Raw genomic sequence first — 13,382 nt, forward strand, 5'->3', positions numbered from 1 at the left:
GGTAGGTGCCCGACTATAGGGAGGGAGGCGATCAAGCCGGTGTGACTGGCCGGATTTGCCCCGGCCGGGGCCTCGGCCGCAGAATACGAGGCTTTCCGGCCCCCATCCGGTGCCGGCGTTCTCCAGCGGAGCTTCCCCCCATGCGTACCCACTTCTGCGGCCTGGTCGATGAGACCCTGATTGGCCAGACTGTCACCCTCGCCGGCTGGACCGACGTGGCCCGTAACCAGGGCGGCGTCTGCTTCATCGATCTCCGCGATCATGAAGGCATCGTGCAGGTGACCGTGGAAGTCGACAACGCCGACGTGTTCGCCGTGGCCGCGTCGCTGGGCTATGAGGATGTGCTGCAGGTGGAAGGCGTGGTGCGTGCACGCCACGCGGTGAACGACAAGATGCGCACCGGCAAGGTGGAAGTGATCGCCACCGCCATCACCGTGCTGAACAAGGCCGCGCCGCTGCCGTTCCACGCGCACGAGAACCCGGGCGAGGAAACCCGCCTGAAGTACCGCTACCTGGACCTGCGCCGTCCGGAAATGCAGCGCATGCAGCGCACCCGCATCAAGCTGGTGCAGGCCCTGCGCCGCCACCTGGACGAGAAGGGCTTCCAGGACATCGAGACCCCGATCCTGACCAAGGCCACCCCGGAAGGCGCGCGCGACTTCCTGGTGCCGGCGCGCATGCACCCGGGCGAGTTCTATGCCCTGCCGCAGAGCCCGCAGCTGTTCAAGCAGATCCTGATGGTGGCCGGCTTCGACCGTTACTACCAGATCGCGCGCTGCTTCCGCGATGAAGCACTGCGTGCCGACCGCCAGCTGGAGTTCACCCAGCTGGACATGGAATTCGCCTTCGTGCGCGAGCGCGACGTGCAGGACTTCGTCGAAGACATGATCCGCGCCATCTTCAAGGAAGTGGTCGACGTCCAGCTGGACGCCAGCTTCCCGCGCATGACCTGGGCCGAGGCGATGCGTCGCTACGGTTCGGACAAGCCGGACCTGCGCATCGCGCTGGAGCTGGTCGACGTGGCTGAACTGGTCAAGGACAGCGAGTTCGCAGTGTTCACCGGCCCGGCCAACGATGCCGAAGGCCGCGTCGCCGCGCTGCGGATCCCGGGCGGCGCAGCGCTGAGCCGCAAGCAGATCGACGAGTACGCCGCGCACGCCGCCAAGTACGGCGCCAAGGGCCTGGCCTACATCAAGATCGCCGACAACGGCGAAATCAGCTCGCCGATCCAGAAGTTCTTCAGCGAGGCCTCCTTCGCTGCGCTGGTGGCCCATGTTGGCGCCGGCAACGGCGACATCGTGTTCTTCGGTGCCGGTGGCTACAACAAGGTCTCCGACTTCATGGGCGCGCTGCGCCTGAAGGCCGGCAAGGACTTCGGCCTGGTCGCCGACGGCTGGGCGCCGCTGTGGGTCACCGACTTCCCGATGTTCGAATGGGACGAGGAAGAACAGCGTTACGTCGCCCTGCATCACCCCTTCACCGCACCGGCCGTGGACGACATCGCCGACCTGCGCGCCAACGCCCGTACCGCCGTTTCGCGCGGCTACGACATGGTGCTCAACGGCAATGAGATCGGCGGTGGTTCGATCCGTATCCACCGTCCGGACATGCAGAGCGCGGTGTTCGAGCTGCTCGGCATCGGTGCCGAAGAGGCCCGCGCCAAGTTCGGCTTCCTGCTCGACGCGCTGAACTACGGCGCGCCGCCGCACGGTGGCATCGCCTTCGGCATCGACCGCATCGCCGCGCTGATGGCCGGCACCGAATCGATCCGCGACGTCATCCCGTTCCCGAAGACTACCGGTGCACAGGATCTGATGACCGACGCGCCGTCGCCGATCGTCGACGCGCAGCTGGCCGAAGTGCACATCCAGGTTCGCCCCAAGACCAACTGATCAGGAGATCCAGGCAATGACCGAGTTTGCGTTTTCGCTGGAGTGGGAAAAGCTGGGCAATGAAGGCTCCGAGGCCAACCTGGTCACCGAGCGTGCACGGGTGTTCGGTGGTTGGCTGGTCCGCGTCGGAACCAACCCGGCGGCGATGGCCCTGACCTTCGTCGCCGACGGCGAAGGCCGTTGGGACGGTGAAGACTTCGGCGTCGAGGATTACGAGGACGACGAAGAGGAAGAGTACGACGAGGACGAGGAAGGCGAGGAAGAAGAGGACGAAGAGGAGTACGAGGAAGAGGACGGGGAAGAAGAAGCGGAGTCGCCTGAAAAGGCTTGACCCCTGCTTCGCCCTGGCGTCAACTTCCTTCATGTATTCGATCCGCCGCGCCACTGTGGACGACGCGCCGACCCTGTCGGCGCTGGCCGCCCGCACGTTCACTGAAACCTTCGGCCATCTGTACCCGCCGCAGGACCTGCAGGCCTTCCTGGAGGAGGCCTACGCGGTCGAGCGCCAGCGCGTGATCCTGGCCCACCCCGATTACGCGGTGTGGCTGCTGGAACTGGATGGGGAGGCGGTCGGCCATGCCGCCGCCGGCCCCTGCGGCCTGCCGCACCCGGACGTGAAGGCCGGTGACGGCGAACTCAAGCGCCTGTACCTGATCAAGACGCAGCAGAGCTGCGGCTGGGGCAGCCGCCTGCTGGAAACCGCGCTGGCCTGGCTGGAACACGAGGGCCCGCGCACCCTGTGGTTGGGCGTGTGGTCGGAGAACTTCGGCGCACAGCGCTTCTACGCCCGCTACGGTTTCGAGAAGGCCGGCGAATACCTGTTCCCGGTGGGCGACACGAACGATCTCGAATTCATCCTGCGCCGCGCACCGCGCGCGGCCTGATGTTCACTGCCGCTTGCTGCGCGCGCGTGTTCAATCACCGTACGTTCCTGCCCCGCTGACCGCCAGGCTGTTTGCATGACTCCCCCCGTATTGCTGCTGCATGGCATCTGGAATGCCCGCGCCTGGGTCGGGCCGCTGGCCTGGCGCCTGCGCGCGCGCGGCTTCCAGGTGCACGCGTTTGGTTATTCCTCGGTGTTCGGTGGCCCGGACGTGGCCGTACCGCAGCTGCTGGAGCGGCTCGCCGACGCCGGCCCGCTGAGTTTGGTCGGCCACAGCCTGGGCGGGCTGCTGGCGCTGGAAGCGCTGCGGCGCAATCCGCAGCTGCCGGTGCAGCGCGTGGTCTGCCTGGGTTCGCCGCTGCGCGGCAGTGGTACCGCACGCTCGTTGTCCGAGCACGGCTGGGGCCTGGCGCTGGGCCGCAGCAGCGAGCTGCTGCTCGATGGCCTGCCGGACTGGCAGGGCCGGGCGGAGGTTGGCCTGATCGCCGGCTCGGTACCGCATGGGCTGGGCAGCCTGCTGGGTGCCATCGACGATGCCTCCGACGGCACCGTGGCACTGGCCGAGACCCGCCTGCCGGGGCTGGCCGACCATTGCGTGGTGCGCACCAGCCACAGCGGCCTGGTGGTATCGCCCGACGCCGCGCGGCAGACCGCGCATTTCCTGCGCCATGGCCGTTTCGACCACAGCCGCGACGCCGCCGCCGCGTAAGTTGGTGGGAGCGAACGGCCTGCCAGGGTGGGTGCGAACCGTTGGTTCGCACGCTCTTCGCCGGGCATGGCCCGGCGCTACCGGGAAAAGCACCACCAGATCGCCAGCGGTAGCGCCGGGCCATGCCCGGCGAGCGCAGCGGCATCCATCGGGCCTAGACACGGTTGCAGCGCCCGATCAGGTAGAATCCGCGCCTTGATCCTGAAGCAGCCAGACGGTAGCACCCATGGGTAGAGGCCCCTCCATCGAAGCCCGCAAGAACGCGTCCGACGCGAAGCGCGGCAAGATTTTCACCAAGATCATCCGCGAGATCGGCGTCGCCGCGCGCGGCGGTGGAGGCGACCCCAACAACAACCCGCGCCTGCGCGTGGCGGTGGACAAGGGCCTGGCCGTGAACATGTCCAAGGACGTGATCGAGCGCGCCATCAAGAAGGCCACCGGTGAACTGGAAGGCGTCGATTACGAGGAAGTCCGCTACGAGGGCTACGCCCCCGGTGGCGTGGCCGTGATCGTCGACTGCCTGACCGACAACCGCGTGCGCACCGTGGCCGATGTCCGCCATGCGTTCAGCAAGTGCGGCGGCAACATGGGCACCGAAGGCTCGGTGGCCTTCATGTTCAAGCGCCTGGGCGTGCTCAGCTTCGCCCCGGGCGCCGACGAGGAGGCCATCACCGAAGCCGCCATCGAGGCCGGCGCCGATGACATCGTGGTCTATCCGGACGACGGCTCGATCGACGTGGTCACCAGCTCTGACGCCTTCAACGCGGTCAAGGACGCGATGACCGCCGCCGGCCATGTCGCCGATCACGCGGAAATCACGTTCCGCGCGGACAACGACATCAAGGTCGAGGGCGAGGTCGCCCTGCAGGTCAAGAAGCTGCTGGACATGCTGGAAGATCTGGACGACGTGCAGGACGTGTACTCCAACGCCGAACTGGGCGCCGACGCCTACGCCTGAGCCGTCCTCGACGGCCTGGGCGCGGGCCGTTGAACGGTCACCGCGGACAGTCATGAGCCCATACGCCTGCCAGCGCACCCCGTTCCACCCTGCCAGGAGCGCAGCATGACCCGCATCCTCGGCATCGACCCCGGTTCACAGCGGACCGGGGTCGGCATCATCGATGTCGACGCCGCCGGGCGCGTCACCTACGTGCACCACCAGCCGCTGGTGCTGCTGGGCGCGGACGATTTCCCGCAGCGCATGAAGCTGCTGGTGCTCGGCCTGGCCGACCTGTGCCGCGAGTTCCAGCCGCAGGAAGTGGCCATCGAACGCGTGTTCATGGCCCGCAACCCCGATTCGGCGCTGAAGCTGGGCCAGGCCCGGGGCGCGGCGATTTCCGCCGTTGTGCTGCGTGACCTGCCGGTGCATGAATATGCCGCCAGCGAGATCAAGCTGGCGGTGGTCGGTCGTGGTGGTGCCGAAAAGCAACAGGTTCAACACATGGTCGGGCTCATGCTCAACCTGAAAACCAAGCTGCAGGCCGACGCGGCCGACGCGTTGGCGGTGGCGATCACCCATGCCCACGTAAGGGCAACGGCCAACCGCCTGGGGCTCAGTGCCCGCCAGGCGTGGGGCCGCAAATGAGGAGCTGCACGCAATGATCGGTCGACTGCGCGGCATCGTCGCCTACAAGGCGCCGCCGTGGCTGGTGGTGGACGTGAACGGAGTGGGCTACGAGCTGGAGGCGCCGATGAGCACCTTCTATGACCTGCCCGAACTCGGCCGCGAGGTCACCCTGTACACCCATTACGCGCAGAAGGAAGACAGCGTCTCGCTGTACGGCTTCCTGCGCGAGGGCGAACGGCGGCTGTTCCGCGACGTGCAGAAGGTCAGTGGCATCGGCGCGAAGATCGCGCTGGCCGTGCTGTCCGGGGTCACCGTCGAGGAATTCGCGCGCATGGTCCAGGCCGGTGACATCACCGCGCTGACCCGCATTCCGGGCATCGGCAAGAAGACAGCCGAGCGAATGGTGCTGGAACTGCGCGACCGCGCCGCCCAGTTCGGTGCCGGCGGCGCGCTGCCCACCGGCAGCGGCCCGGCCGCGGCCGACCCGCTTTCCGATGCCACCGTGGCGCTGCAGCAGCTGGGCTACAAGCCTGCTGAAGCGGCCCGCATGGCCCGCGACGCCTTCACTGAAGGCGATGAAGTGGCCACCGTGATCCGCAAGGCGCTGCAGTCCGCGCTGCGCTGAGTCGGCTTCCTTTCTCTCAACGAACCGCCTGAGCCTCGCCAGGAGTCCCATGTCCAGCAGTCAAACCCCGCACGCAGCTGCCCCCGGCGGCCACGGTCACGCTCCTCCCGCCGGAGGCCTGGCGCTGATCATCGGTGCGATCGGCGTGGTCTTCGGTGATATCGGTACCAGCCCGCTGTACACCCTGAAGGAGGCGTTCTCGCCGCACTACGGGCTCAACAGCGACCACGACACGGTACTGGGCGTGCTCTCGCTGGCGTTCTGGGCACTGAACATCGTGGTCACGCTGAAGTACGTGACCATCATCATGCGCGCCGACAATGACGGCGAGGGCGGCATCATGGCGCTGATGGCGCTGACCCAGCGCACGCTGCGCAACGGGTCGCGCTCGGCCTACGTGGTGGGCATCCTTGGCATCTTCGGCGCCTCGCTGTTCTTCGGCGACGGCGTGATCACCCCGGCGATCTCGGTGCTTGGCGCGGTCGAAGGCCTGGAGGTGGCCGCGCCCGGCCTGCATGCCTTCATCGTGCCGATCACGGTGGTGGTGCTGCTGATGGTGTTCGCGGCGCAGCGCTTCGGCACCGAGAAGATCGGCAAGGCGTTCGGCCCGATCACGTCGGTCTGGTTCATTTCGCTGGCGGCGATCGGCATCTACAACATCGTGGATGCGCCGGAAGTGCTGAAAGCCTTCAACCCGTGGTGGGCGATCCGCTTCTTCATGGAGCACAGCTGGCACGGCATCTTCATCCTCGGTGCGGTGGTACTGGCGGTGACCGGCGGCGAAGCGCTGTACGCCGACATGGGCCACTTCGGTGCCAAGCCGATCCGCCATGCCTGGTACTTCTTCGTGCTGCCGTGCCTGGTGCTGAACTACCTGGGGCAGGGCGCACTGGTGCTCAACCATCCCGAGGCGCTGAAGAACCCGTTCTTTGAGGCAGTGCCGTCGTGGGCGCTGTACCCGATGATCATCCTGGCCACCATGGCGGCGGTGATTGCCTCGCAGTCGGTCATCACCGGTGCGTTCTCGGTCTCGCGTCAGGCGATGCAGCTGGGCTACATCCCGCGCATGCGCATCAAGCACACCTCGCACGACACCATCGGCCAGATCTACATCCCGGGCATCAACTGGGGCATCGCGGTGATGGTGATCGGCCTGGTGCTGGCCTTCCGCAGCTCGTCCAACCTGGCGGTGGCCTACGGCATCTCGGTGTCGGCCACCATGCTGATCGATACCCTGCTGCTGGCCCTGGTGGCCCGCTCGTTGTGGCCGAAGGCACGCGCCTGGCTGCTGCCCCTGTGCGTGGTGTTCTTCATCATCGACCTCGGCTTTGTCATCGCCAACGGCGCCAAGCTGCTGCAGGGCGCCTGGTTCCCGGTAGTGCTGGGCATCTTCCTGTTCACCATGATGCGTACCTGGCGCCGGGGCCGCGAGCTGCTGCGCGATGAGATCCGCAAGGACGGCATCCGCCTGGATACCTTCCTGCCGGGCCTGATGCTGGCGCCGCCGGTACGCGTGCCGGGCACCGCCGTGTTCCTCACTGCGGATCCGACCGTGGCCCCGCACGCACTGATGCACAACCTCAAGCACAACAAAGTGCTGCACGAACGCAACGTGTTCCTGCATGTGGAAACCCTGCCGATCCCGTATGCGATGGAAGGGCAGCGGCTGAAGATCGAATCGGTGGGCGACGAGTTCTACCGGGTCTATGTGCGCTTCGGCTTCATGGAGACCCCGGACGTCCCACTGGCGCTGATGCGCTCGTGCGACCACGGCGGCATCTACTTCGACCCGATGGACACCACCTTCTTCGCCAGCCGCGAGACCATCGTGGCCACCGCCAACCGCGGCATGCCGATCTGGCGCGACAAGCTGTTCGCGCTGATGCACCGGAATGCCGCGCCGGCGACCGGCTTCTTCCGGATTCCGGGTAACCGGCTGGTGGAACTCGGCGCGCAGGTGGAGATTTAATCTCCACCGTCGATTCCTCCAGAGATCCGTCCACGCATGGCGTGGATCTACCGTGCCGACCAACGGTCGGCCCCCACCAAAGCAGAACGCCGTTCCGACAGACCGCAGGAAACTGTCGAAGGCGGGGTGGGTCCGGTTGCGGGGGCGTGAGCGCCATGGATGGCGCGACCGAGCCTACATGGACGTATTTACGGCGTCCCCCGCAACCGGACCCACCCCGCCATCCCCCAGGAAGCCCGCTTCGGCTGTTGCTCTGGATGTTGCCGTTGCCTCTGCGGGTGCCGGGCGCAGCCCGGCCGAATCACCCCGCTTTTGCCGCATAATCAGCACATGACCGACGACCGCATCATCGGCGCCGGCGCCACCCGCGAGGATGACGCCGCCGACGCCAGCATCCGCCCCAAGCGCCTGGCCGACTATCTCGGCCAGGCCCCGGTGCGCGAGCAGATGGAGATCTACATCGAAGCGGCCAAGGGGCGCGGCGACGCGCTCGACCACGTGCTGATCTTCGGGCCGCCCGGCCTGGGCAAGACCACGCTCAGCCACGTCATTGCCAACGAACTGGGCGTGGCCCTGCGCGTGACCTCCGGCCCGGTGATCGAGAAGGCTGGCGACCTGGCTGCGCTGCTGACCAACCTGCAGCCGCACGACGTGCTTTTCATCGACGAGATCCATCGCCTGTCGCCGGTGGTGGAGGAAGTGCTGTACCCGGCGATGGAAGATTTCCAGATCGACATCATGATCGGCGAGGGCCCCGCTGCCCGCTCGATCAAGATCGACCTGCCGCCGTTCACCCTGATCGGTGCCACCACCCGTGCCGGCCTGTTGACCGCACCGCTGCGTGACCGCTTCGGCATCGTCCAGCGGCTGGAGTTCTACAGCGTCGAAGAGCTGACCCGCATCGTGCGCCGTTCGGCGGCGATCCTGGCCATCGACTGCACCGCCGATGGGGCAGGGGAGATCGCGCGCCGCGCGCGTGGCACCCCGCGTATCGCCAACCGCCTGCTGCGCCGCGTGCGCGACTACGCGCAGGTAAAGGCGGGCGGCCACATCGACGAGGCCGTGGCACAGGCTGCGATGCAGATGCTGAAGGTCGACCCGGAGGGCTTTGATGAGCTCGACCGGCGCCTGCTCAGGACCATGGTCGACTACTTCGATGGCGGCCCGGTCGGCATCGAATCGCTGGCCGCGGCCCTGTCCGAGGAGCGTGGCACGCTGGAAGACGTGGTCGAGCCCTATCTGATCCAGCAGGGCTTCCTGGTGCGTACCGCGCGTGGTCGCATGGCCACCCACAAGGCTTACCGGCACATGGGCCTGAAGCCGAAGAACCCGCCGCAGGACCTGTTCGCGGAGGTTCCCGATGTTGGTTGAGCCACTATTCAGTTGGCCGACACGCATTTACTGGGAAGATACCGATGCAGGCGGCGTGGTCTACCACGCCCGCTACGTGGCCTTCATGGAACGGGCCCGGACCGAATGGATGCGTGCGCTCGGCTACGGCCAGGAGCGCATGCGCGCCGAGCATGGGATGGTCTTCGCGGTGCGCTCGATGCAGATGGATTTCATCAGGCCGGCACGGCTGGATGACACCCTGCAGGTGAGCGCCCGTCTGGTCCAGCTGAAGAAGGCCAGCATGGTCTTCGACCAGCAGATCCTGCGCGACGGCGAATTGCTGCTGTCGGCCCAGGTCCGCATCGCCGCACTGGACGCGGCCAGTTTCCGCCCGCGTGGCATGGACGAGGCCGTCCTTGCCGTGCTGCAACCCCACCTCCACCCCGAATCCGAACACTGAGGAACAACGGATGATCGCAACGCTCCTGGCCCTGCAGGCCACGGTCACCGAGGCACTGCCGGCCGACGTCAGCAACGCCGCGACACAGACCCTTGCCCAGGCCACCACCGGCGGCGGCATCAACTACCTCGAACTGATGGCCAAGGCCAGCCTGCCGGTGAAGATCATCGTGCTGCTCCTGCTGGTCGGCTCGTTCGTCAGCTGGGTGATCATTTTCCGCAAGGCACGCGTGTTCAAGCAGGCCACCCGCGAAGCCGACGAGTTCGAGAACCGCTTCTGGTCCGGCGCCGACCTGGGCAAGCTGTACAGCGCCGCCACCGACCGCAGCCGCAGCGTGACCGGCCTGGAAGCCATCTTCGAAGCCGGTTTCCGCGAGTACACCCGCCTGCGCGACAAGCGCCGCCTGGACGGCCGTGCGCAGCTGGAAGGCGCGCAGCGTGCCATGCGTACCACCTACACCCGCGAAGTGGACCAGCTTGAGCGCAACCTGGAACTGCTGGCCAATATCGGCTCGACCGCCCCGTACGTGGGCCTGGTCGGTACCGTGTTCGGCATCATGGTGACCATGCACGACATGATCAGCAGCGGTGCGCAGGCCGGTATCGCCGCCGTCGCGCCGGGCATCTCCGAAGCGCTGTTCGCCACCGCCATCGGCCTGTTCGTGGCGATCCCGGCAGTGTGGGCCTACAACCGCTTCACCACCCGCGTAGAGCGCATGTCGGTGCGGTTCGAGACCTTTGCCGAAGAGTTCAGCTCCATCCTGCAGCGCCAGAGCGCTGGCGACGAGTAAGCGCCTGACCCGGGAGTCCAAGCCATGTCCGCTGCCATCGGCCGCCGAAAGCGCCGCAAGCTGAAATCGGAAATCAACGTCGTCCCCTACATCGACGTCATGCTGGTGCTGCTGATCATCTTCATGGTCACCGCGCCGCTGCTCACCCTGAGCTTCGACGTCGACCTGCCGCAATCCAACGCCAAGGCGCTGGAAAGCAAGCAGGACCCGGTGATCGTCTCGGTGCGCCAGGACGGCCAGCTCAGCCTGAAGCTGCCCGACGCCAAGGAACCGGCCGCCGTGTCGGCCGAGGAACTGGAAGGCCGCTTGGCTGGCATTGCCGCCCAGGACAAGGGCGTGCGCGTGATCGTCGCCGCCGACCGTGCCGTGGCCTATGAGAAGGTCATCGCCGCGATGGATGTGATCAAGCGCGCCAAGGTAGACAAGGTAGGCCTGGCCACCGATGCACGCTGACGCCCTGCCACCTTCGCATCAGCGCGAACCCGGCTGGGGCCTGCCCCTGGCACTGGCACTGCTGGTGCACCTGCTGGTCGCGCTGGTCTTCATCGTGGCCTGGTTCTGGTCACCCGAGCGCAACACCGATGCCGCCGCCGGTGACCCTTCGGTGGAGGCCAGCCTGGCGCTGTCCGCGTCTGAGGCGTCCGCCGCGCGCCAGGCCCTGCGCCAGTCGGAAAAGCTGGAAGACCTGCCGCCGCCGGTGGCCGAGCCGGTTCCGGTGCCGGAAGACACCATTCCGCCGCCGCAGCCGATTCCCGAGCCGCGCCCGCAGGACGCGCCCACGCCCCAGCAGCAACAGGCGCAGGAGCGCGTCGCGCAGCCGGACACCAAGGACCAGGAAGCGGTGAGCGCACTGGCCATCTCGCAGGAGAAGGCCAAGCAGGAACAGGAAGCCAAGCGCCGCCAGGAGCAGATCGACCTGACCGAACGCAAGCGCCAGGAAGAAGCGGAGCAGAAGCTGCGCCTGGCCAAGCAGCAGGAAGCGGACGAGAAGAAGAAGCAGGCCGAGCAGGAGCGCGTCGCGGCTGACAAGGCCGAGGCCGAGAAGCAGAAGAAGATCGCCGAGATCCGTGCCCGCCGCGAGCAGGCCGAGAAGGAAGCCAAGCTGGCCGAGCGGAAGCTGCGCGAGGTCGCCGCCGCGCGCAATGCTGCCGGCAGTGCCGCCGCCGGTTCCAGCGGTGCATCCCAGCCAGCCGCCGGTGGTGGCGGTAACAGCGACGATCTATCGGCCAAGTACGCTGCCGCGATCCAGGCCAAGGTGCTGTCGCAGTGGGTGCGTCCGGATACGGTGCCGTTGGGCCAGCGCTGCCAGATCACCATCACCCAGATTCCGGGTGGCACGGTGATGCAGGCCAAGGTCAGCCCGAACTGCCCGTACGACGAGGCCGGCAAGCGTTCGATCGAGGCCGCCGTGCTCAATGCGCAGCCGTTGCCGTACCGCGGCTTCGAGTCGGTGTTCGCGCGCACGCTCAACTTCACTTTTACCGCCCAGGATCGCTGAGGCGGGCAGGGCAGGGGGGGGGGCTCGGGCCACTCCTGCCCATGGATGTCGCGCTTGCCTCTGGTGTGCTCGGTTTCGGCCGGGCAGGCTTTAGGCTTCTGTCGAACACCGCCCCGCTGGGCGGAGTGACCGGGGCAGGCAGGTGCGATGTTAGCCACGACGTTAACGGTGCGTGAGAGGACGGGCTGGAACTGACCCGGAATTCACGTACCCTTGGTTCATGATTGCGAAGCGGTTCACTCCTGCTTTGCTATCCCTCGTTCCGGTTTCCCCTATTGAGCGCTCCATGAAAAAGATGCCTCGCTGGCTTGCCGTGTTTGCGGCCCTGTTGCTGCCCTTTGCTGCCGTCGCGCAGCAGAAGGGGCTGGATATCGACATCATCGGCGGCAATGCCTCCGCGCTGCCGATCACCATCGTGCCGATGCCCTACCAGGGTTCGTCGGCCGCTCCGCAGACCGACGTCGCCGGCGTGGTCCGTGCCGACCTGGAGCGTTCGGGCCAGTTCCGCACGCTGCCGGAAGCGCAGATCGTCGAAAAGCCGGTGCGTGGCGGCGACATCCAGTTCGCCACCTGGCGCGCGCTGAAGCAGAACTACATCGTGGTCGGCCGCGTACTCGACGCCGGTGCCGGTGCCTACCGCGTCGAATACGAACTGTTCGACGTGCCCAAGGGCGAGCGCCTGCTGGGCCTGGCGATGACTGCCCGCGGCAACGCCATGCGCGACGTCGCCCACCAGATGGCCGACGCCATCTACGAGAAGATCACCGGCATCCGCGGCGCCTTCTGGACCCGCATCGCCTACGTGACTGCCAGCGGCAAGGGCGACGCCATGCGCTATGCGCTGATGGTGGCCGACTCCGACGGCTTCAACCCGCAGACCATCGTGCGTTCGGCCGAGCCGCTGCTGTCGCCGTCGTGGAGCCCGGATGGCAGCAAGCTGGCCTACGTCAGCTTCGAGCGTGGCAATTCGGCCATCTACATCCAGAACATCGGCACTGGCGCGCGCGAGCTGGTCACCAGCTTCCGTGGCATCAACAGCGCCCCGGCGTTCTCGCCGGACGGCCGCAAGCTGGCCCTGACCCTGTCGCGTTCGGGCAACCCGGAAATCTACGTCATGGACCTGGGCAGCAAGCAGCTGACCCAGCTGACCAACCACTTCGCCATCGATACCGAGCCGACCTGGGCACCGGACGGCAGCGCGGTGTACTTCACCTCCGACCGCGGCGGCCGTCCGCAGGTCTACAAGGTCGGTGCCGGTGGCGGCAGCGCCGAGCGCGTGACCTTCCAGGGCAACTACAATGCCAAGCCGTCGGTGTCCTACGACGGCAAGAAGATCGTCGTCGCCCAGGGTTCTGGCAACAGCTACAAGATCGCGATGATGGACAGCTCGCTGGGGTCGCCCCGCTGGAGCACGCTGTCCCCGGGTTCGCTCGATGAATCGCCGAGCTTTGCGCCCAACGCAAGCATGGTGCTGTACGCCGCCCGCGAAGGTGGCCGTGGTGTGTTGTATGCCGTTTCGGCCGATGCGCGGGTTCGCCAGCGCCTGGTCCTGGCTGACGGTGATGTGCGCGAACCGGCATGGTCCCCATACCGTACCCAGCGCTAAAAGAGTGTTAATATTTTCGTTGTCTTGAACCCCTCATCGGCTTAGGAGCCA

14 protein-coding genes are annotated in these 13,382 nt (G+C 66.8%); all 14 read left to right on the forward strand.

Annotated features, from left to right (window positions below; all coding sequences use genetic code 11):
* Positions 1–140 precede the first annotated feature (140 nt).
* The 14 genes from aspS (at position 141) to tolB (ending at position 13,331) form a co-directional block, all read left to right on the forward strand.
* Positions 141–1,892 (forward strand): aspartate--tRNA ligase, encoded by a 1,752-nt coding sequence (aspS, locus tag ACTXG9_RS12940; protein WP_111098900.1) that lies wholly within the window; start codon positions 141–143, stop codon positions 1,890–1,892.
* Positions 1,893–1,908: 16 nt separating this feature from the next.
* Positions 1,909–2,223 (forward strand): DNA primase, encoded by a 315-nt coding sequence (locus tag ACTXG9_RS12945; RefSeq protein ID WP_111098899.1) that lies wholly within the window; start codon positions 1,909–1,911, stop codon positions 2,221–2,223.
* Positions 2,224–2,254: 31 nt separating this feature from the next.
* Positions 2,255–2,776 carry a GNAT family N-acetyltransferase gene (locus tag ACTXG9_RS12950; RefSeq protein WP_155029997.1) on the forward strand — a complete coding sequence of 174 codons (522 nt, stop codon included), beginning with the start codon at positions 2,255–2,257 and terminating at the stop codon, positions 2,774–2,776.
* A gap of 75 nt (positions 2,777–2,851) precedes the next feature.
* Entirely contained in the window at positions 2,852–3,484 is a 633-nt protein-coding gene (locus tag ACTXG9_RS12955) for an esterase/lipase family protein (RefSeq protein WP_019660134.1), read from the forward strand.
* Between the two features lie 226 nt (positions 3,485–3,710).
* Entirely contained in the window at positions 3,711–4,442 is a 732-nt protein-coding gene (locus ACTXG9_RS12960; protein ID WP_456115834.1) for a YebC/PmpR family DNA-binding transcriptional regulator, read from the forward strand.
* 105 nt (positions 4,443–4,547) lie between these two features.
* Positions 4,548–5,069: a crossover junction endodeoxyribonuclease RuvC gene (gene ruvC, locus ACTXG9_RS12965; RefSeq protein WP_019660132.1), complete on the forward strand. Its 522-nt coding sequence runs from the start codon at positions 4,548–4,550 to the stop codon at positions 5,067–5,069.
* A 13-nt stretch (positions 5,070–5,082) separates the two neighbouring features.
* Positions 5,083–5,676, forward strand: coding sequence for a Holliday junction branch migration protein RuvA (gene ruvA, locus ACTXG9_RS12970; protein WP_019660131.1), 594 nt, complete (start codon positions 5,083–5,085; stop codon positions 5,674–5,676).
* Between the two features lie 49 nt (positions 5,677–5,725).
* Entirely contained in the window at positions 5,726–7,645 is a 1,920-nt protein-coding gene (locus tag ACTXG9_RS12975) for a potassium transporter Kup (RefSeq protein ID WP_021203145.1), read from the forward strand.
* 330 nt (positions 7,646–7,975) lie between these two features.
* Positions 7,976–9,016, forward strand: coding sequence for a Holliday junction branch migration DNA helicase RuvB (gene ruvB, locus ACTXG9_RS12980; RefSeq protein ID WP_019660129.1), 1,041 nt, complete (start codon positions 7,976–7,978; stop codon positions 9,014–9,016).
* The gene (gene ybgC, locus ACTXG9_RS12985) at positions 9,006–9,437 is read left to right on the forward strand and encodes a tol-pal system-associated acyl-CoA thioesterase (RefSeq protein WP_019660128.1); all 432 of its coding nucleotides are present in this window, start codon (positions 9,006–9,008) and stop codon (positions 9,435–9,437) included. The genes ruvB and ybgC overlap by 11 nt, the downstream gene beginning before the upstream one ends.
* A gap of 10 nt (positions 9,438–9,447) precedes the next feature.
* Positions 9,448–10,227 carry a protein TolQ gene (tolQ, locus tag ACTXG9_RS12990; protein ID WP_005410752.1) on the forward strand — a complete coding sequence of 260 codons (780 nt, stop codon included), beginning with the start codon at positions 9,448–9,450 and terminating at the stop codon, positions 10,225–10,227.
* A 24-nt stretch (positions 10,228–10,251) separates the two neighbouring features.
* Positions 10,252–10,680: a protein TolR gene (gene tolR / locus ACTXG9_RS12995; protein WP_006438804.1), complete on the forward strand. Its 429-nt coding sequence runs from the start codon at positions 10,252–10,254 to the stop codon at positions 10,678–10,680.
* Entirely contained in the window at positions 10,670–11,725 is a 1,056-nt protein-coding gene (gene tolA / locus ACTXG9_RS13000; RefSeq protein ID WP_111102168.1) for a cell envelope integrity protein TolA, read from the forward strand. The genes tolR and tolA overlap by 11 nt, the downstream gene beginning before the upstream one ends.
* A 286-nt stretch (positions 11,726–12,011) precedes the next feature.
* Complete coding sequence (gene tolB, locus ACTXG9_RS13005; protein ID WP_019660126.1) at positions 12,012–13,331, forward strand: Tol-Pal system beta propeller repeat protein TolB; 1,320 nt, start codon at positions 12,012–12,014, stop codon at positions 13,329–13,331.
* The last annotated feature ends 51 nt before the right edge of the window (positions 13,332–13,382 follow it).

It is taken from the genome of Stenotrophomonas maltophilia group sp. LNF247, assembly GCF_054083135.1.